We start from the raw sequence: 19,440 nt of genomic DNA, 5'->3' as shown, positions 1-19,440 counted from the left end.
AGGCGGGTGCACAGAGTTACGGCGGCCATAGCGACAGGGAAACACCCGGTCCCATACCGAACCCGGAAGTTAAGCCTGCCAGCGCCGATGGTACTGCAGCCGCGAGGCTGTGGGAGAGTAGGACGCCGCCGGACAAACATTCGCAGAGAGGCGACCCGTTATCGGGTCGCCTCTTTGTGTTTTTCGCACTTCCCCCCTGTGGAATTGACCGGGAGTCGTGCACAAGCACCCCTCCTGCGCGGTCTATCCACAGGGTTGTCGGACCATTACCGACGTTGTCGGCGCCGGCCACGAGCCTTCTGCGCAGGAGGTGAGGTGCAATGGCTGCATCAAAGGTGGCACAGGACGACGTGACGACGCTGGATATGACCGACGTCGTCAACGAGGTGCGTCTGGTCGGACGGCTCTCGGCCGAGCCCGAGGAGAAGGAGCTGCCGAGCGGTGACGTCCTGGTGTCGTTCCGCGTGGTGGTGCCCCGGGTGCCGGACGCCAAGAGCAAGGTGACGGTGGACGCTCTCGAGTGCGTCGCCTGGACGGCGCGGGCGAAGCGATCGGTGCGGTCCTGGCGGCTCGGCGACGTCGTCGAGGTGACCGGGTCGCTGCGCCGACGGTTCTTCAGGACCGCGGCGGGCCCGGCGTCGCGGGTGGAGGTGGAGGTGACGAGGGGACGCGTTGTTCGTCGTGCCAGGACCTGATGAAGACGCCGAAGGCCGGCTTGGGCTGGAACGAGGTCGCCTTCTCGGGGAACAGCCGCCCCGCTCCCACGACTTGCTGCACCTGGGCCAGCGTCGGCGCCGGCATGAGGAGCGCGATTCCGTGATCGGGCCCCGCCTGGTGCAGGGCGTCCTGAGCAGCGTGGTGGTAGGTGATCCGGCTCGGCCCGTGGGCGAGCGACGGGACGAGCCGGTCGTGGAGCACCTCCACCTCGACGCGGCCGTCTGCGAGCTCGAGGTCGATGACCAGCCAGGTCTCGTTGTCGGTGGCCACGAGCGTGGAGGGCCCGAGAGCGGCGACGGCTTGCTCCTGGGTCGTCTCGCGAGTGCGGATGTCGAGAGCAGCTGCCGCGTCGGCGACGTCGCGGACCGACGACCCGACGAGCACGCGGTGGATGGCGCCAAGGAAGAGCGGGGTGTCGTCGTGGTCGACGAGCATCGCGAGGCCTCGATCGGTGGGTGCACCGGGATCACGGGCCTGGAGCTTGAGGTAGGCGGCGTAGCGGTGGTGGCCGTCGGCGATCAGGGCCGTCGTGGGGGCCAGGAGATCGCCGACGGAGGAGAGCAGCTCCGGGTCCCGCAGCGTCCAGAGCCGGTGCAGCTGGCCGCTGCGGTCCACGAGCTGCTCGGCCGGTGCGGCTCGCACCGTGCGCAGCAGGTCCCGGAGCGGGGCGGGTGAGCGCTGGACGAGCAGGATCGGTGCCGGGTTGATGCCCATCTCGGCCATCCGGTCGGCGAGGTCGTCCGCCTGGGCCGGATAGATCCCCTCGTGCGGCAGCAGAGCTCGCTGGTCGAGGCGCACCGCACGCCGGGAGACGTCGACCGCGCCGACGAGGCCGCGGACGGTGATGCCGCTGACGGTGTACTCGTGCAGGTAGAGCGCGGGCTCGGCGTCGTGGACGAGGAAGCCGCGCTGCTCCCAGGTGCGGAGTCGTTCCTGCACGTCGTGGTAGGGCCGGGCCAGGGTGCGGGCGGAGGCCGGGTCCGAGATCCGGGAGCCGGCGAGCCGGAGCGCGCGGAAGGGGGCGAGTCGGAGCGGCCCGGCGACGAGAGGTGGGGTCACCGGCGCCTGGTCCATCCGGGCAGCCTACGAGGCCGGTGCTGAGCACGGGACCGGGCGCGCCTGCTGCGAGAGTGGGGACATGCTGTCGTCGTCCTCGTCCCCGCTGTGCCGCGCCTACGACCTCGCGATGCTCGACCTCGACGGCGTCGTCTACGTCGGGCGGGACGCCGTACCCGGGGCGGCCGAGCACCTGGCGGCCGCGCGCGAGGAGGGCATGGGCGTCGCGTTCATCACCAACAACGCCTCGCGCCCGCCCGGTGCCGTGGCCGACCACCTCAACGACCTCGGTGTCCCGGCGACGGCTGCGGACGTGGTGACCTCGGCCCAGGCGGCCGCAACGGTGCTGCGCGACCGGCTGGGCGAGGGGGCACGGGTGCTGCTCCTGGGAGCGGCCGGGCTCGAGGAGGCGCTGGCCGAGCGCGGGTTGGTGGCGGTCGGGGTCGACGACGACGCCGAGGCGGTGGTGACGGGCTACGGACCGCAGGTGCCGTGGGGCGACATCATGCGAGCGGCGGTCCGGATCCGCGAGGGACTGTGGTGGGTGGCCAGCAACACCGACGGCACGATCCCCACGCCCTACGGCATCGCTCCGGGACACGGGGTGCTGGTCGACACGGTGCGGCGGTTCTCGGGTGTCGAGCCCGTGGTGGCCGGCAAACCCGAGCGGCCGCTGCTCGACGAGACCGTCCGGCGCGTCGGAGGCGAGCGCCCGCTGATGGTGGGCGACCGGCTCGACACCGACATCAAGGGCGCCCGGACGGTCGGCATCGACTCGCTCCTCGTGCTGACCGGGGTGACCGGTCTGGCCGAGGTCGTGTCGGCACGGGAGGAGGAGCGCCCGTCCTACGTCGGGCTCGACCTGCGAGCGCTGACCGAGCCGCAGGAGGCCCCCGAGCAGGCCGACGGGAGCTGGAGCCTCGGCGGCTGGACCGCAACGGTCGACGACGGGACGCTCAAGGTGGCGGGCGGCGGGGCCGCCGGAGACTGGTGGCGGGTGGTCGCGGCCGCCGCCTGGGAGTTCCTCGACGCCTCGGGAGATGTCGCCGACACGACGGGGCTGACCGCTCCCGACCCCGATGCTCGATAGGCTCGACCCATGATCGACGAGCTCGACGACCTGCCCGCGGAGCGCCCCGACGCGACCGGCATCGACCGGGTCGACGCCGTGATCGACGCCGTGGCGAGCGTGGGGGACCGTCCGCTGGCCGAGCAGGTCACCGTGTTCGAGCAGGCCCACGGCGAGCTGCGGCGGAGTCTCGACGCGCCCGGCCCGGCCTGACCGTGCCGCCCCGGCGGCTGCGCCTTGACGCCGAGCTCGTACGACGCAACCTCGCCCGCTCGCGGGAGCATGCGGCCGAGCTCGTCACCGCCGGGCGGGTGAAGGTGTCCGGGTCGGTGGCGACCAAGCCCGCGACCGGGGTGACGACCGACGTCGCGATCGTCGTGGCGGACGACCCCGACCGGCCGGACTACGTGTCCCGAGGCGGTCACAAGCTCGCGGGGGCGCTCGACGTCTTCGAGCCGGCCGGGCTGGTGGTCGCCCGCCGGCGCTGCCTCGACGCGGGCGCGTCGACCGGTGGGTTCACCGACGTCCTGCTGCGACGGGGGGCGCGGGAGATCGTCGCGGGCGACGTCGGCTACGGCCAGCTGGCCTGGTCGCTGCAGAGCGACGACCGGGTCGTGGTGCGCGACCGCCAGAACGTCCGCGAGCTGACCCCCGACCTCATCGGCGGCGCCGTCGACCTGGTGGTGGGGGACCTGTCGTTCATCTCGCTGAAGCTGGTGCTCGACGCGCTGCTCGGGGTGACGGCGGCCGACGGGGACCTGGCGCTGATGGTCAAGCCGCAGTTCGAGGTCGGCAAGGACCGCGTCGGCAAGGGCGGGGTGGTGCGCGACCCGGCGTTGCGGATCGAGTCGGTCGAGCACGTCGCCGCGGAGGCTGCCCAACGCGGGTGGGGTGCCCGGATGGTGACCCGCAGCCCGCTGCCGGGACCGTCGGGCAACGTCGAGTTCTTCCTGTGGCTGCGGCGGGGCGAGCCCGAGATCTCGACCGACGACGTCGCGCGGGCTGTGCACGGCGCCGACGAACCGTCGGTGCCGGGTGAGAGGCTGGAGACATGAGCACCCGACGCGTCCTCCTGCTGGCCCACACGGGCCGCGCCGAGGCGCGGGCGGTGGCGATCGCGTTCGTCGAGGGCCTGACCCGCGAGGGCGTCGTCGTCCGGCTGATGGCCGCCGAGGCCAAGGACCTGGGTCTGGCGCCGGGAGAGACCGGCGCGGGCATCGAGCTCACCGAGTCCGAGACCGACGCCAGCCGCGACTGCGAGCTCACCCTGGTCATCGGCGGCGACGGCAGCATCCTGCGCGCGGTCGAGTTCACCCACGACAGCGGCACCCCGGTCCTCGGGGTCAACCTGGGTCACGTCGGCTTCCTCGCCGAGGCCGAGGTGGGCGAGATGGAGTCGACGATCAGGGCGATCGTCGACGGCACCTACACGGTCGAGGACCGGCTCACGCTCGACGTCGAGGTGATCCGCGACGGCGAGGTGGTCGACCGCACCTTCGCCGTCAACGAGGCCAGCGTCGAGAAGGCCGCACGCGAGCGCATGCTCGAGGTCGTCGTCGAGGTCGACGGGCGCCCCCTCTCGCGGTGGGGCTGCGACGGGGTGGTCTGCGCGACCCCCACGGGCTCGACCGCCTACAACTTCAGTGCCGGCGGCCCGATCGTGTGGCCACAGGTCGAGGCGCTCTGCCTGGTCCCGCTCAGCGCCCACGCCCTGTTCGCCCGGCCGATGGTGGTGGCGCCCGACTCGCTGATCGCGATCGAGGTGCTGGCCCGAAACCAGGGCTCCGGCGTCCTGTGGTGCGACGGACGACGGACCGTCGACCTGCCGCCCGGCGCCCGGATCGAGGTACGCCGGGGCCGCCAGCCGGTGCGGCTGGCCCGGTTGCGCGAGGCGCCGTTCACCGACCGCCTCGTGGCCAAGTTCGGGCTCAACGTCGACGGCTGGCGCGGCGAGGGCGAACGACGCCTGCTCGGAGGACCCTCGTGATCGAGGAGATCCGGATCAGCTCGCTCGGCGTGATCGAGTCGTCGGTGCTCGAGCTCGGGCCCGGCCTGACCGTCATCACCGGTGAGACCGGCGCCGGCAAGACGATGGTCGTGACGGCCCTCGGACTGCTCCTGGGCGGACGCGCCGACACCGGCGCGGTCCGCACCGGCGCCCGGCAGGCCCGCGTCGAGGGCGTCATCCGGGCAGCCGGGCTCGACCAGTTCGTCGCCGCGGTCGAGGAGGTCGGCGGCGACGTCGACGAGGGGCCCGACGGCGGCACGGTCGTGCTCGCCCGCAACGTCTCGGCCGAGGGACGTTCGCGGGCGTTCGTCGGCGGCGCCACGGTGCCGGTCGCCCGGCTCACCGAGGTCGCCGAGCCGCTGGTGGCGGTGCACGGCCAGTCCGACCAGCACCGGCTCCTGCTGCCCCGCGCCCAGCGCGACGCGCTCGACCGGTTCGGCGGCGACGCGGTGGCGCGGCTGCTGGCGACCTACGTCACGACCTACCGCGCGCTCGAGGCCACCGGCCGCGAGCTCGCCGAGGTCACCGCCTCGGCCCGCGAGCGGGCTCGCGAGGCCGACCTGCTCCGCTTCGGGCTCGGCGAGATCGAGGAGCTGTCGCCCGAGCCCGGTGAGGACGACGGCCTGGCCGTCGAGGAGTCCCGGCTCGGGTTCGCCGACACGCTGCGCAACGCCGCCGAGCAGGCGCGCGAGGCCTTGTCGAGCGAGTCCGGGGGGCCGGACGCCCTGGCGACCACGTCGGCCGCGCGGGGCTTCCTGGACAGTGTCCGCGACCACGACACCGAGGCCGCCGAGCTGGCCGACCGGCTCGCCGAGGTGACCTACCTGGTCTCTGACGTGGCGGCCGACGTGGCGTCCTACGCGTCCCGCCTCGACACCGACCCGGCCCGTCTCGCCACGGTCTCCGAGCGGCGGGCGGCGCTGACCGCGCTGACCCGCAAGTACGGCGACACGATCGACGAGGTCCTCGCCTGGGCCGAGCAGTCGGCCACCCGGCTGCTCGACCTCGACGGCACCGACGAGCGCATCGTCGCCCTCACCGCCGACCGCGACCGGCTCTCCGGCGAGCTGACGGCGGCCGCCGCGGCGCTCAGCAAGGCCCGCACCAAGGCGGCCCGCCGGCTCGAGAAGCAGGTCACCGCCGAGCTCGGGCTGCTCGCCATGCCGCACGCCCGGCTGACGATCACCGTCACCCCCGTCGAGCCCGCCGCCCACGGGGCCGACGACGTCCAGCTCCTGCTCGCTGCCAACACCGGCGCCGACCCGCGTCCGCTCAACAAGGGTGCGTCCGGCGGTGAGCTGTCACGGGTGATGCTCGCCCTCGAGGTGGCGCTCGCCGGGACCAGCCCGGTGCCGACGTTCGTGTTCGACGAGGTCGACGCCGGCGTCGGTGGCGCCGCTGCGGTCGAGGTCGGACGCCGGCTGGCCCAGCTGGCCCGCACCGCCCAGGTCCTGGTAGTCACCCACCTCCCGCAGGTGGCGGCCTACGCCGACCGGCACGTGCTCGTGCAGAAGGCCAGCGACGGCTCGGTGACGACGTCGGGACTCACCGTGCTCGACGACGCAGCGCGCGAGCGCGAGCTCTCCCGGATGCTCGCCGGACAGTCCGATTCCGACACGGCCCTGGCCCACGCCAAGGAGCTGCTCGAGGTTGCGCGTGGTGGTGGACGTTGACGCCCACCACCTGGGATAGGATGGAGTCCCGTGAAGGCGGCCCCGGTTGACCAGTCCAAGCACGTGTTCGTCACCGGCGGCGTCGCCTCCTCTCTCGGCAAGGGGCTGACAGCCTCGAGCCTGGGTCGGTTGCTGCGATCTCGAGGCCTCCGGGTCACGATGCAGAAGCTCGATCCCTACCTCAACGTCGACCCCGGGACGATGAACCCGTTCCAGCACGGCGAGGTGTTCGTCACCAACGACGGCGCCGAGACCGACCTCGACATCGGGCACTACGAGCGGTTCCTCGACACCGACCTCGGCCAGATCGCCAACGTCACGACCGGGCAGGTCTACTCGACCGTGATCGCCAAGGAGCGCCGCGGCGACTACCTGGGTGACACCGTCCAGGTGATCCCCCACATCACCAACGAGATCAAGGACCGCATCCTCGCGATGGGTGCGCCCGACATCGACGTGGTGATCACCGAGATCGGCGGCACGGTCGGCGACATCGAGTCGCTGCCGTTCCTCGAGTCGGCCCGCCAGGTGCGCCACGAGATCGGCCGCGACAACTGCTTCTTCCTGCACGTCTCGCTGGTGCCCTACATCGGCCCGTCGGGCGAACTCAAGACCAAGCCCACCCAGCACTCGGTCGCCGCGCTCCGCCAGGTCGGCATCCAGCCCGACGCCGTCGTCTGCCGCGCCGACCGCGAGCTGCCCGACTCGATCAAGCGCAAGATCTCGCTGATGTGCGACGTCGACCAGGAGGCCGTCGTCTGCGCGGCCGACGCGCCCTCGATCTACGACATCCCCAAGGTCCTGCACCGCGAGGGCCTCGACGCCTACGTCGTACGCCGCCTCGACCTGCCGTTCCGCGACGTCGACTGGACCGTGTGGGACGACCTGCTCCGCCGGGTCCACCACCCCAAGGAGGACGTCACCGTCGCCCTCGTCGGCAAGTACATCGACCTGCCCGACGCCTACCTCTCGGTCGTCGAGGCGCTGCGCGCCGGCGGCTTCGCCCACGAGGCCAAGGTGCACGTGAGGTGGGTGCAGTCCGACGAGTGCAAGACCCCGGCCGGGGCGGCCAAGCACCTCGGCGACGTCGACGCGGTCGTCATACCCGGCGGGTTCGGGATCCGCGGCATCGAGGGCAAGCTCGGCGCGCTGAGCTTCACCCGCACCCACGGCATCCCGACGCTCGGGCTGTGCCTCGGCCTGCAGTGCATGGTCATCGAGTACGCCCGCAGCGTCACCGGGCTGGCCAAGGCCGCCTCGACCGAGTTCGACCCCGACTGCCCCGAGCCCGTCATCGCGACGATGGAGGAGCAGAAGTCCTTCGTCGACGGCGCCGGCGACCTCGGCGGCACGATGCGACTGGGGCTCTACCCGGCCGACCTGCAGCCGGGCAGCATCGTGCGCGAGGTCTATGGCGCCGACCGGATCGAGGAGCGCCACCGGCACCGCTACGAGGTCAACAACGACTACCGCGACCAGATCGCGGAGTCGGGGCTGGTGTTCTCCGGTCGCAACAACGACCTCGACCTGGTCGAGTTCGTCGAGCTGCCGCGCGAGGTGCACCCCTACTACGTCGCGACCCAGGCCCACCCCGAGCTGCGCTCGCGGCCCACCCGGCCGCACCCGCTGTTCGCCGGGCTCGTCGGCGCGGCCATCGAGCGTCAGAAGGAGCTCCGGTTCCCGATCGAGATCGACGGGGCCGACGACACCGACGCCAACGCCGACAAGACCGCTGACCACGACGCGGTCGCGCGCGCCGAGTGAGCGACGAGCTCGAGGACACCCCGACCGCCTGGCCGGTGCTCGCCTCCGACGACCTGCACCGGGACGCCTGGGTCGTCGCGCTCCGGGCCGACAAGGTCGAGACCCCCGACGGCCACACCGCCCGTCGGATCGTGATGGAGCACCCCGGCGCCGCAGTGATCCTGGCCGTCGACGACGACGCCCGGGTCTTCGTGCTGTGGCAGTACCGACACGCCGCGGGTCACCGCTTCGTCGAGATCCCCGCCGGCCTGCTCGACGGCGACCCCGGCGAAGAGCCGGTCGAGGTGGCCAGGCGCGAGCTCCGCGAGGAGGCCCAGCTGCAGGCGACCACCTGGACCCACCTCGTGTCGTCCTACCCCTCGCCGGGCATCAGCGCCGAGGTCCAGCACCTCTTCCTGGCGCGCGGCCTGAGCCCCGCCGACCGCGGCGACTTCGAGCTGCACCACGAGGAGGCCGACATGACCGCCGCGTGGGTGCCGTTCGACGACCTCCACGCCGCGGTGCTCGCCGGGCGGATCGGCGACGGTCCGGTGATCCAGGCCGTGCTGCTGGCCCGGGCCCGCGGGCTCGTCTGACGCGACGTCAACCACTAGCGTTCGACGAGGCCACGAGCCACCACCAGACACCCCGACCCACACCCAGGGAGAAGACGTGCGCATCGGCGTCCCGAAGGAAGTCAAGAACCACGAGTACCGCGTCGCCATCACGCCCATCGGCGTGCACGAGCTGACCGCGCACGGCCACGACGTGGTGATCCAGGAGGGCGCCGGCCTCGGCTCGTCGATCACCGACGCCGAGTACCTCGCCGCGGGCGCCACCATCGTGCCCACGGCCGAGGACGCCTGGGGGACCGAGGGCGGCGCCGGCGCCGTCGAGATGGTGCTCAAGGTCAAGGAGCCGGTCGCCGAGGAGTACCACCGGATGCGGGAGGGCCTGACCCTCTTCACCTACCTCCACCTCGCCGCGGACAAGCCGCTGACCGAGGAGCTCCTCCAGCGCAAGATCACCGCGATCGCCTACGAGACCGTGCAGCTGCCCTCGGGCGGGCTGCCCCTGCTCTACCCGATGTCGGAGGTCGCCGGCTGCCTCGCCCCGCAGGTCGGCGCCTACTCGCTGCTCAAGGCGCAGGGCGGCCGCGGGACCCTGATGGGCGGCGTCGGCGGCGTCGCCAACGCCAAGGTCGTCATCATCGGCGCCGGCGTCTCGGGGCAGAACGCCGCCAACATCGCCCTCGGCATGGGCGCCGACGTCACCCTGCTCGACACCGACCTCGACAAGCTGCGGATGTCGTTCTGGCGCTACAACAACCGGGTCCACGGCCTGGCGTCGTCGAGGCTGGCGATCGAGCAGCAGGTCACCGAGGCCGACATGGTGATCGGCGCCGTGCTGATCCCGGGCGCCGCGGCTCCCAAGCTGGTCTCCAACGAGCTGGTGTCGCGGATGAAGCCGGGCTCGGTGCTCGTCGACATCGCCGTCGACCAGGGCGGCTGCTTCGAGGACACCCACGCCACGACCCACGCCGACCCGACCTACACGGTGCACGGCTCGACGTTCTACTGCGTGGCCAACATGCCGGGCGCGGTGCCCAACACCTCGACCTACGCCCTGACCAACGCGACGCTGCCCTACGCCGTCGCGCTGGCCGACAAGGGCTGGTTGGACGCCTGCGTCGCCGACCGGTCGCTCGCGCTCGGCCTCAACACCCACGCCGGTGACCTGACCAACGGTCCCGTGGCCGAGGCCGTCGGCATCGAGGCGATCTCGCTCGACGACGTGCTCACCTCCTGAGCGTGGCCGGGTCGCCGGTCGCGGCTGCCGTCCGCACCTACCTCGACCACCTGACGGTCGAGAAGGGGCTGGCCCTCAACACGCTCACGTCCTACCGGCGCGACCTGCGCCGCTACCTGGCGTTCCTGGCGGCGAACGGCATCGACGACCTGGCCGGGGTGAGCGAGGCGACGGTGACGTCGTTCCTGGTGCGGCTGCGCGAGGGCGATGCCGACCACCCGCCGCTCAGCTCGACGTCGGCGGCGCGCACGGTCGTCGCCGTGCGTGGCTTCCACAAGTTCGCCGTGGCCGACGGGCTCGCCGACCTCGACCCGGCGGCGGCGGTCAAGCCGCCGACACCGGCCAAGCGGCTGCCCAAGGCACTGCCGCTCTCGGACGTCGAGGCGATCCTCGACGCCTCCGGGTCGCCCGGCACCACGCTGGCACTGCGTGACCGGGCGCTGCTCGAGGTGCTCTACGGCACCGGCGCGCGGATCTCGGAGGCCGTCGGGCTCGACATCGACGACCTCGACCTCCTCGACGGCACCGTGCTGCTGCGCGGCAAGGGCGGCAAGGAGCGGCTGGTCCCGGTCGGGTCCTTCGCCCGCGAGGCGGTCGAGGCCTACCTCGTGCGCGGTCGCACCGAGCTGGTCACCACGCGAGCGGTCGGCGGCGCCCTGTTCCTCAACGCGCGCGGGGGCCGGCTCTCGCGCCAGTCGGCGTGGGCCGTGCTGGTCAAGGCCGCCGAGCGGGCCGGCGTGACCCTTGACGTCTCGCCGCACACGCTCAGGCACTCCTTCGCCACCCACCTGCTCGACGGGGGCGCCGACGTACGCGTCGTGCAGGAGCTGCTCGGGCACGCGTCGGTGACCACGACGCAGGTCTACACGCTGGTCACCGTCGACAACCTGCGCGAGGTGTTCGCCACCGCGCACCCTCGTGCCCGGTAGGGCGGGAGCCGGGGTGGTTACGCTCCGGCCATGGACGAGCCGTGGACGTGGGTGCTGGACCCCGCCGAGCTGGGCAGCGCCATCCGCCGGGCCCGCAACAGCCACGGCTGGGACCAGGCCGAGCTCGCCGAGCGGCTCGGGGTGACCCGGATGACGCTGTCGCGCGTCGAGCGCGGCCACGCCGGCAGCGTCGACACGGCCCTGCGCGCGCTCGCGGAGTGCGGGTACGGCGTCGTGGTGGCGCCGAGGACGAGCCGCGTCTCGGTGGACGCACCTGACGGGTCCTGACCCCGCGGGGGCCGGGTGCGAGGATGGCCGGGTGACCGACACCGACTGGGACGCGGTCTACGACGACATCACCGCCTACGCCACGGGCCGGGGCCTGGAGCTCTATCCCCACCAGGACGAGGCGGTCCTCGAGATCCTGGCCGGCAACAACGTCGTCCTGGCGACGCCGACCGGGTCCGGCAAGTCGCTGGTCGCCCTCGCCGCGCACAAGGCGGCGCTGGCGGACGACCGGGTGTCGTTCTACACCGCGCCGATCAAGGCGCTCGTGAGCGAGAAGTTCTTCGACCTCTGCCAGGTCTTCGGCGCCGACAACGTCGGCATGCTCACCGGCGACGCGACGGTCAACGCCGACGCCCCGGTCATCTGCTGCACCGCCGAGGTGCTGGCCAACATCGCGCTGCGCGAGGGGGCCGCCGCCGACGTCGGGCTCGTGGTGATGGACGAGTTCCACTTCTACGCCGAGCCCGACCGCGGCTGGGCGTGGCAGGTGCCGCTGCTGGAGCTGACCGGGGCGCAGTTCGTGCTGATGTCGGCGACGCTCGGCGACGTCAGCGAGCTCGCCGCCGACCTGACACGCCGCAACGGCCGCGAGACCGCGGTCGTCGACGAGGCCGAGCGGCCCGTGCCGCTGACCTTCACCTGGGCGCTGACGCCGCTGGCGGAGACGCTGGAGGAGATCGTCACGACGCACCAGGCGCCGGCGTACGTCGTCCACTTCACGCAGAAGGACGCCGTCGAGCACGCCACCTCGCTGCTCACCGCCCCCTGGCTGCCGAAGGGGACGGTCGTCGACCTGCCTGTGGGCTTCCGCTTCGGCGCCGGCTTCGGAAAGACCCTGGCCAAGCTGTTGCGCCGGGGCATCGGCGTGCACCATGCAGGGATGCTGCCGCGCTACCGCCGGCTGGTCGAGCAGCTCGCCCAGACCGGCGTGCTGACCGTCATCTGCGGCACCGACACCCTCGGCGTCGGCATCAACGTGCCGATCCGGACCGTGCTGTTCACCGCGCTGGCCAAGTACGACGGCAGCCGCAGCCGGGTGCTGCGGATCCGCGAGTTCCTCCAGATCGCCGGTCGCGCCGGCCGGGCCGGCTTCGACACCGCTGGCTACGTCGTCGTCCAGGCGCCCGAGCACACCATCGCCAACGAGAAGGCCAAGGCCAAGGCGGCCGCCAAGAACGCGGCGATGAGCGCGGAGAAGCAGGCCAAGAAGGGCAGCAAGGCCCAGCTCAAGAAGCCCCCCGAGGGCACGGTCGTGTGGACCGAGGCGACCTTCGACAAGCTGGTCGCAGGCGTGCCCGAGCAGCTGGTGTCGCGGATGAAGGTCGACAACGCGATGCTGGTCAACGTCCTCTCGCGCGACGAGGACGCCTTCGGCGTGATGCGCCGGTTGCTCACCGACAACCACGAGCCGCGCCGCCAGCAGCTCAAGCTGGCCCGCCGGGCGCTGCGCCTGGCGCGCAGCCTCATCACCTCCGAGACGGTGGTGCGGCTCGAGGAGCTCGACGAGCTCGGACGCCGCTACGTGCTGGCCGACGACGTGCCGGACGACTTCGCCCTCAACCAGCCGCTGTCGCACTTCGCGATCGAGGCGCTCGACCTGCTCGACCCGGAGTCGGAGGACTACACGGCCGAGATCGTCTCGGTGATCGAGGCGACGCTCGAGGCGCCGCGGCAGATCCTGTTCGCCCAGCAGCACGCGGCCCGCGGCGAGGCGCTCGCGGAGATGAAGGCCGACGGGCTGGAGTACGACGAGCGGATGACCCTGCTCGACAAGATCACCTGGCCGCAGCCGCTGGCCGAGCTGCTCGAGGCGACGTACGAGATCTATCGCACGCGGCACCCCTGGCTGCGCGAGGACGCGCTCGACCCCAAGTCGGTCGTGCGGGAGATCTACGAGCAGGGGATGTCGTTCACCGACTTCTGCTCGCGCTACCAGCTGGCGCGGTCGGAGGGCCTGGTGCTGCGCTACCTCACCGACGCCTACCGCGCGCTGCGCCAGACCGTGCCGGAGTCGCACCGCACGCCCGAGCTCGACGACCTGCTCGAGTGGCTGGGCGAGACCATCCGGCAGACCGACTCCTCGCTGCTCGACGAGTGGGAGGCGCTGTCGGACCCGGACGCCGTGGCGCGTGCCGCGCGCTCGGTCACCGAGGGGGAGCCCCCGGCGTCGCCGCGGCCGATCTCCAAGCAGGACCGGGCCTTCCGGGTCATGGTGCGCAACGCGATGTGGCGTCGCGTCGAGCTGGTCGCGCGCGACGACCTCGACGGGCTGATGCGCCTCGAGCGCGACGCCGCCGACCGGCTGGACCCGCCACGGGCGGTGGTGATGGGGCGCTCGGCCTGGGACGAGGCGATCGAGGCCTACTACGCCCAGCACGACACCCTGCTCACCGCCGGTGACGCGCGCGGCCCGGAGCTGCTGCGGGTCGCGGGGGAGACGGGCGTACCGGCCGGGATCGACGACGAGGACCCGGCCTACGACGGCTCGGCCGACGGCACCCGGCTGTGGCGGGTCACCCAGACCCTCGCCGACCCGGCCGGCGACCGGGACTGGGTCATCGAGGCGGTCGCCGACCTCGACGCCTCCGACGAGGCCGGCGAGCTCGTCCTCGCCACCGTCGCCTTCCGCTGCCTCACCGACTGAGTGCTTCTAGAGGTCCTGACGTGCGGAGTCGGCGTTGCCGCTCACTCTCTGCGCCGACTCGGCCGATCTCGACTTGAACTCTGCGCCGACTCGGCTCAGGGGGTGGGGGGCGTCGTCTGGATCGCGGTGCGTCGCAGCGCCATGGCGGTGCGGACGTCCGCGACGCTGGCGACGACCATCGCCGCGACTCCCACGCGAGGGCCCCGGGCGCCGTCGCGGGCGAGGTGCAAGCAGTAACCGGCGATCCCGAGGTTCAACGCCACGCGGGCGGCCAACCACGTCGGGGGTCGGTGACCCCCGACCAGCCCTGGGACGAGCGCGAGGTCGCACACCGCGATCGCCCGCAGCGCCGCGTCGTGGGCGCCGTCACCGAGCAGTGCGGCGACCGGGGACGGGGCGACGAGCAGCCCGAGCCCGATGGGCAGCGTCGTCCAGCCGACGCGCCTGGCAGCCTGCTCAGCCGTGGTCCGGTCCATCGGGCCATCGTGCCCCCTCCGCGTCGGCGTCGTCCACGGGGTCGTCCACAGGGTCGTCCACAGGTGGGCTCTGCCTGTGGAGGACCCGCGTGGCGAGTGCACAGTGAGTGCACCGATCGCCTGTCTGGCCTGGGGATTGCGCGGCAATGGTGCCGTCCGGGGTGAAGCGGCCCTAGGCTCCCGGCGAGTCGTCCCCAAAGTCGCCGTGTCGACATTGAAGACTGGGCCCTGGGCCGGGTCACCGACCTCGACGACCACCACCTGAGGAGCACCCATGACTGACGGATCGTTCGTCGGCACCCCCGCGATGCCGCCACGGACGGAGGTCCCGCGACCCGTGACCGCCCAGGCCGAGCGCCACGACTACGCCGCCGACACGCTGCCGTTCGAGCGGCCCGCGACCACCGCGCCCGCCGTGCCCCCGGCGTCGTCGCAGCCCGAGATCGGCGCGACGGGCCGGCCGATGCCGGTGTTCCCGGTGCCGGGTCCGGTCGTCGAGGGGCGTCCGGCCCGCGTGGTGTCGATGTGCAACCAGAAGGGCGGCGTCGGCAAGACCACGACGACCATCAACCTGGGCGCCTCGCTGGCCGAGCAGGGTCGCAAGGTGCTGCTGGTCGACTTCGACCCGCAGGGCTCGCTCTCGGTCGGGCTCGGGCTCAACCCGCACGAGATGGACCTCACCGTCTACAACCTGCTGATGCAGCGCGACGTGACGCTCGACGAGGTCGTCGTACCGTCCGGCGTGCCCGGCATGGACCTGCTGCCCTCCAACATCGACCTGTCGGCCGCCGAGGTCCAGCTCGTCCACGAGGTGGCCCGTGAGCAGACCCTGCAGCGGGTGCTGGCCCCGGCGCTCGACCAGTACGACGTCATCCTCATCGACTGCCAGCCCTCGCTCGGCCTGCTGACCGTCAACGCGCTCACCGCCTCCGACGGCGTCATCGTGCCGCTGGAGTGCGAGTACTTCGCGCTGCGCGGCGTCGCGCTGCTCAAGACGACGATCGACAAGGTCCGCGAGCGGCTCAACCCCAAGCTCGAGATCGATGGCGTCCTCGGCACCATGTTCGACGGCCGCACGCTGCACAGCCGCGAGGTCATGGAGCGCCTGGTGCAGGCGTGGGGCGACACGGTCTTCCACACGGTCATCAAGCGCACGGTGAAGTTCTCCGACGCCACCGTCGCCGGCGAGCCGATCACGGCCTACGCCGCCACGTCGGCCGGCGCCGACTCCTACCGCCAGCTCGCGAGGGAGGTGCTCACCCGGTGGCCCGACGCGTGAGCCTGCCCGCGGCCGACGACCTGTTCCGGCCGACCGTCACCCCCGGTGACGCCGATCCTGCGGTGGGGAAGCCGCAGGGATCGGCGAGCACGGGGATCCGATCGGTCAGCCCGGTCGCCGACCTGCCCGACGACGCGACGGACGCGGCCGAGGCCGCCAAGAAGCGCGCCAGCGGACGCATCAAGCACGACGAGAAGATGACGGTCTACGTCACCTCGGCCGAGCTCATCGACCTCGAGCGCACCCGCCTCGAGCTGCGGGCCGAGCACGGCCTGGCCGTCGACCGCGGACGTCTCGTGCGCGAGGCGATCGACCTCGTGCTGGCCGACTTCCACGAGCACGGCGCCGACAGCATGCTCGTGCGCGGTCTGCTCGACGAATGACGACCACCGGATGACGACGACCGACCTGGAGCGTCCCGAGCCGGGGGCCGTCACGCCCGAGTTCTCGCTGCACCTCGACAACTTCGAGGGACCGTTCGACCTGCTGCTGAGCCTGATCTCCAAGCACAAGCTCGACATCACCGAGGTCGCGCTGTCGCGGGTGACCGACGAGTTCATCGCCCACGTCAAGGCCGGGGGATCCCCTGAACACCCGGCGCAGTGGGACCTCGAGCAGACGACGTCGTTCCTGCTCGTGGCCTCGACCCTGCTCGACCTCAAGTGCGCCCGGCTGCTGCCGCAGGGCGACGTCGAGGACGAGGAGGACCTCGCGCTGCTCGAGGCGCGCGACCTGCTGTTCGCGCGGCTGCTGCAGTACAAGGCGTTCAAGCAGGTCGCCGGCTTCCTCTCCACCCGGCTCGAGGGCGAGGCACTGCGCCACCCGCGGTCCGTCGGCCTCGAGGACCGCTTCGCCGGACTGCTGCCCGAGGTGCTGATCGGCATCGGGCTCGAGCAGTTCGCGGGCCTGGCGTCCCGGGCGCTCGAGCCCAAGGTCGAGCCCGAGGTCAACCTGCTCCACATCCACGCCGCCACCGTGTCGGTGCGCGAGCAGGCCGGCCTCGTGGTCGACCGGCTCCAGCGCGGCGGCACGATGACCTTCCGGGCGCTGTGCGGCGACTCGCCCGACACCCTGACCACCGTCGCCCGGTTCCTGGCGCTGCTCGAGCTGTTCCGCGAGGGAGCAGTGTCCTTCGAGCAGGTGCAGGCGCTGGGTGAGCTCACCGTGCGCTGGACCGGCGACGACCAGACCGCCGACGTCATCGACATCGACGAGTTCGACGGCACGCCCCTGCCGGTCGACGCGCCGGTCGACGCACCGGCCGACGCACCCGCCGTACCCGAGGAGACCCCATGACCGACACCCAGCTGGCCGACGGGCACGACCGCCTCGCCATCCCCGTCGCCGACCTCCGCCCGTCGCTCGAGGCGGTGCTGATGGTGGCCGACCAGCCGCTCGACGCGACCGTCCTGGCGACCGCGGTGGGCTATCCCGCCGAGGAGGTGACCGCGGCGCTCGACGCCCTGTCGGAGGAGTACGCCGCGCAGGGACGCGGGTTCGAGCTGCGCAACGTGGCCGGTGGCTGGCGCTACTACACGCGCGAGGCCTACGCCGCCGTGGTCGAGGGCTTCGTGCTCGAGGGCCAGCAGGCGCGGCTCACGCAGGCAGCCCTCGAGACCCTCGCGGTCGTCGCCTACAAGCAGCCGGTGTCGCGCGCGCGCGTCTCCGCGATCCGCGGCGTCAACGTCGACGGCGTCATGCGCACGCTGCTGACACGCGGTCTGGTCGAGGAGGCCGGTCGCGACGGCGAGCACGGCGCCACGCTCTATCGCACGACCGCCTACTTCCTCGAGCGCATCGGCGCGCAGTCGCTCGACGACCTGCCCGACCTGGCGCCCTACCTCCCCGACATGGACGACCTCGAGGACGAGCTGGCCGAGATGGCGGCGTCGCAGACCCGTCCGGACCCGGTCGCCGTGGAGGCACCTGCCGAGGACGCTGCTCCGGAGACCACCCAGGACACCGGCGCGTGAGGGAGGTCGCGACCGACGACGACGGGCTGATCCGGCTGCAGAAGCTGCTGGCCCAGTCCGGCGTGGCCTCGCGCCGCAAGTGCGAGGAGCTGATGCTCGACGGCGAGGTCGTCGTCGACGGCGAGGTCGTCACGCGCCTCGGCACCAAGGTCGACCCGCGGACCGCGGTGATCCGGGTGTCCGGCCAGCGGCTGCCCCCGGTGTCGGAACACATCTACCTCGTGCTCCACAAGCCGCGAGGCGTGGTGTCGACGATGTCGGACCCCGAGGGACGCCGCTCCCTCGACGACCTCGTCGCCGACCGGCCCGAGCGGCTCTTCCACGTCGGGCGCCTCGACACCGACACCTCGGGCCTGCTGCTGCTCACCAACGACGGCGACTTCGCCCACAAGATGGCGCACCCGTCCTACGAGGTCGACAAGACCTACGTCGCCGAGGTCGACGGCGAGGTCACCAAGGAGACCGTGGCCCGGCTGCTGGCCGGCGTCGAGCTCGACGACGGACCGGTGCGCCCCACCGAGGTGCGCGTCATCGCGTCGACCCGGCCCAAGTCGATCGTCGAGCTGGTGATCCACGAGGGCCGCAACCGGATCGTGCGTCGGCTCCTCGACCACCTCGGCCACCCGGTCCGCAAGCTCAGCCGGATCCGGTTCGGGCCGGTCAAGCTCGGCGGGCTGCCCGCGGGCGAGCTGCGTGAGCTGACCCTCGACGAGCTGGGCGCTCTGCTCGACAGCGTGCGGCTCTGACGTCCTTGACCTCAAGGGTTCTTGAGGTCCTAGCGTCGCACGCATGGAGACACCGCTGCTGATCACCGGCGCCACCGGCCACGTGGGCGGCGCCCTGGCCCGGTTGCTGTCCGACGCCGGAGTGCCGGCCCGCGCGCTGGTCCGGCGGGCCGCCGCCGCCCTGCCGCCGGGCATCGAGCCCGTGGCCGGCGACCTCGCGGACCCCGCGTCGTTGACCGAGGCGCTGCGGGACGTCGACCGGGTCTTCCTGGTCTGGCCCTTCGGTGAGCCGGGACCGGCGGAGGCCGTCGTACCTGTGATCGGGGCCGCCGCCAACCGCATCGTCTACCTGTCGTCGCGGGGCGCCCGCGACGACGCGGACGCCGACCCGATCACCCGGATGCACGGCGTCGTCGAACGGCTGCTGCGGGAGCGCGCTCGTGAGTGGACCTTCCTGCGCTCCGGAGGGATGGCGACCAACACGCTCGGCTGGGCGCCGATGGTGCACGACGGGCGCGAGGTGCGGTGGCCGTACGGCGCCTCGGCCCGGCCGCTCGTGCACGAGGCCGACCTGGCCGAGGTGGCCCTCCGGGCCCTCACGACCGACGACCTCGTCGGCGCGTCCCCGGAGCTGACCGGTCCCACGGTGCTGACCCAGGAGGAGCAGGTCGCGGCCATCGGCGACGCCATCGGTACACCGGTGCGCTGGGTCGAGCTGTCGCGCGCCGAGGCTCGCGGGCAGATGCGGGGCTGGGGCTGGCCCGACGCCACCGTCGACGGTGCTCTCGACGCCTGGGCCGCGATGGTCGACCAGCCCGAGACGGTGACCGACGGGGTGGCATCCGTCCTCGGACGGCCGGCGAGGTCGTTCGAGGAGTGGGTGCGGGACCACGCGGGCGAGTTCGGGTGGTCGGTCGGGTGACGGGGCTTCGAGGCTCGCTGCGCTCGCACCTCAGCCGCCGTGGAGGGCTCGCTGCGCTCGCACCTCAGCCGCCGTGGAGGGCTCGCTGCGCTCGCACCTCAGCCGCCGTGGAGGGCTCGCTGCGCTCGC

General features: G+C 72.5%; 20 protein-coding genes and 1 rRNA gene. 19 read left to right on the top strand and 2 right to left on the bottom strand.

All coding sequences use genetic code 11. The features are described 5' to 3' along the window. Positions 1 to 17: 17 nt before the first annotated feature. Together rrf and Q7T52_RS02960 are read left to right on the top strand one after the other, a co-directional pair. Positions 18 to 134, top strand: a 5S ribosomal RNA gene (gene rrf / locus Q7T52_RS02965). 186 nt (positions 135 to 320) lie between these two features. After that, complete coding sequence (locus Q7T52_RS02960) at positions 321 to 695, top strand: single-stranded DNA-binding protein (RefSeq protein ID WP_304799258.1); 375 nt, start codon at positions 321 to 323, stop codon at positions 693 to 695. On the opposite strand, the gene Q7T52_RS02955 is transcribed toward Q7T52_RS02960, so the two are convergent. Beyond that, positions 616 to 1,791, bottom strand: coding sequence for a DUF1015 family protein (locus tag Q7T52_RS02955; protein WP_304799257.1), 1,176 nt, complete (start codon positions 1,789 to 1,791; stop codon positions 616 to 618). The two genes, Q7T52_RS02960 and Q7T52_RS02955, sit on opposite strands and share 80 nt — an antisense overlap. A gap of 64 nt (positions 1,792 to 1,855) precedes the next feature. Between Q7T52_RS02955 and Q7T52_RS02950 the strand changes: the two genes are divergently transcribed. From Q7T52_RS02950 to Q7T52_RS02900, 11 genes are all read left to right on the top strand, one after another. Next, positions 1,856 to 2,863, top strand: a complete 1,008-nt coding sequence (locus Q7T52_RS02950) for an HAD-IIA family hydrolase (protein ID WP_304799256.1) — start codon at positions 1,856 to 1,858, stop codon at positions 2,861 to 2,863. Positions 2,864 to 2,872: 9 nt separating this feature from the next. Then, positions 2,873 to 3,055 (top strand): hypothetical protein, encoded by a 183-nt coding sequence (locus tag Q7T52_RS02945; RefSeq protein ID WP_304799255.1) that lies wholly within the window; start codon positions 2,873 to 2,875, stop codon positions 3,053 to 3,055. Between the two features lie 2 nt (positions 3,056 to 3,057). Then, the gene (locus Q7T52_RS02940; RefSeq protein ID WP_304799254.1) at positions 3,058 to 3,897 is read left to right on the top strand and encodes a TlyA family RNA methyltransferase; all 840 of its coding nucleotides are present in this window, start codon (positions 3,058 to 3,060) and stop codon (positions 3,895 to 3,897) included. Then, a complete protein-coding gene (locus tag Q7T52_RS02935) occupies positions 3,894 to 4,829 on the top strand; it encodes an NAD kinase (protein WP_304799252.1) in 936 nt (311 codons plus the stop codon). The genes Q7T52_RS02940 and Q7T52_RS02935 overlap by 4 nt, the downstream gene beginning before the upstream one ends. After that, positions 4,826 to 6,523 (top strand): DNA repair protein RecN, encoded by a 1,698-nt coding sequence (gene recN / locus Q7T52_RS02930; RefSeq protein WP_304799251.1) that lies wholly within the window; start codon positions 4,826 to 4,828, stop codon positions 6,521 to 6,523. The genes Q7T52_RS02935 and recN overlap by 4 nt, the downstream gene beginning before the upstream one ends. 30 nt (positions 6,524 to 6,553) lie before the next feature. After that, positions 6,554 to 8,287, top strand: a complete 1,734-nt coding sequence (locus Q7T52_RS02925) for a CTP synthase (RefSeq protein ID WP_304799250.1) — start codon at positions 6,554 to 6,556, stop codon at positions 8,285 to 8,287. Continuing rightward, complete coding sequence (locus tag Q7T52_RS02920) at positions 8,284 to 8,862, top strand: NUDIX domain-containing protein (protein ID WP_304799249.1); 579 nt, start codon at positions 8,284 to 8,286, stop codon at positions 8,860 to 8,862. Before Q7T52_RS02925 ends, Q7T52_RS02920 begins: the two co-directional genes overlap by 4 nt. A gap of 76 nt (positions 8,863 to 8,938) precedes the next feature. Beyond that, a complete protein-coding gene (gene ald, locus Q7T52_RS02915; protein ID WP_304799248.1) occupies positions 8,939 to 10,075 on the top strand; it encodes an alanine dehydrogenase in 1,137 nt (378 codons plus the stop codon). Continuing rightward, complete coding sequence (gene xerD, locus Q7T52_RS02910; RefSeq protein ID WP_304799260.1) at positions 10,072 to 11,004, top strand: site-specific tyrosine recombinase XerD; 933 nt, start codon at positions 10,072 to 10,074, stop codon at positions 11,002 to 11,004. Before ald ends, xerD begins: the two co-directional genes overlap by 4 nt. 30 nt (positions 11,005 to 11,034) lie before the next feature. Beyond that, positions 11,035 to 11,292 (top strand): helix-turn-helix transcriptional regulator, encoded by a 258-nt coding sequence (locus tag Q7T52_RS02905; RefSeq protein ID WP_304799247.1) that lies wholly within the window; start codon positions 11,035 to 11,037, stop codon positions 11,290 to 11,292. Positions 11,293 to 11,323: 31 nt separating this feature from the next. Beyond that, positions 11,324 to 13,936 carry an RNA helicase gene (locus tag Q7T52_RS02900; RefSeq protein WP_304799245.1) on the top strand — a complete coding sequence of 871 codons (2,613 nt, stop codon included), beginning with the start codon at positions 11,324 to 11,326 and terminating at the stop codon, positions 13,934 to 13,936. Positions 13,937 to 14,031: 95 nt separating this feature from the next. Here Q7T52_RS02900 and Q7T52_RS02895 read toward each other — a convergent pair whose 3' ends face one another. Further along, the gene (locus Q7T52_RS02895; RefSeq protein WP_304799244.1) at positions 14,032 to 14,412 is read right to left on the bottom strand and encodes a hypothetical protein; all 381 of its coding nucleotides are present in this window, start codon (positions 14,410 to 14,412) and stop codon (positions 14,032 to 14,034) included. A gap of 307 nt (positions 14,413 to 14,719) precedes the next feature. Between Q7T52_RS02895 and Q7T52_RS02890 the strand changes: the two genes are divergently transcribed. From Q7T52_RS02890 to Q7T52_RS02865, 6 genes are read left to right on the top strand one after another with little or no spacing between them, the layout of a single operon-like run. Then, positions 14,720 to 15,691, top strand: coding sequence for a ParA family protein (locus Q7T52_RS02890; protein WP_370692284.1), 972 nt, complete (start codon positions 14,720 to 14,722; stop codon positions 15,689 to 15,691). Next, positions 15,676 to 16,074 (top strand): hypothetical protein, encoded by a 399-nt coding sequence (locus Q7T52_RS02885; RefSeq protein ID WP_304799243.1) that lies wholly within the window; start codon positions 15,676 to 15,678, stop codon positions 16,072 to 16,074. The genes Q7T52_RS02890 and Q7T52_RS02885 overlap by 16 nt, the downstream gene beginning before the upstream one ends. A gap of 10 nt (positions 16,075 to 16,084) precedes the next feature. Next, on the top strand, positions 16,085 to 16,987 hold the full coding sequence (locus tag Q7T52_RS02880; protein ID WP_304799242.1) for a ScpA family protein: 903 nt from the start codon (positions 16,085 to 16,087) through the stop codon (positions 16,985 to 16,987). After that, positions 16,984 to 17,664 (top strand): SMC-Scp complex subunit ScpB, encoded by a 681-nt coding sequence (gene scpB / locus Q7T52_RS02875; protein WP_304799241.1) that lies wholly within the window; start codon positions 16,984 to 16,986, stop codon positions 17,662 to 17,664. The genes Q7T52_RS02880 and scpB overlap by 4 nt, the downstream gene beginning before the upstream one ends. Beyond that, complete coding sequence (locus tag Q7T52_RS02870; RefSeq protein WP_304799240.1) at positions 17,661 to 18,410, top strand: pseudouridine synthase; 750 nt, start codon at positions 17,661 to 17,663, stop codon at positions 18,408 to 18,410. The genes scpB and Q7T52_RS02870 overlap by 4 nt, the downstream gene beginning before the upstream one ends. Positions 18,411 to 18,453: 43 nt before the next feature. Further along, positions 18,454 to 19,311 (top strand): NAD(P)H-binding protein, encoded by an 858-nt coding sequence (locus Q7T52_RS02865; protein WP_304799239.1) that lies wholly within the window; start codon positions 18,454 to 18,456, stop codon positions 19,309 to 19,311. Positions 19,312 to 19,440: the final 129 nt, after the last annotated feature.

Source organism: Nocardioides sp., from assembly GCF_030655615.1.
GTDB lineage: Bacteria > Actinomycetota > Actinomycetes > Propionibacteriales > Nocardioidaceae > Nocardioides.
This window is presented reverse-complemented; position numbering and strand designations above follow the sequence as displayed.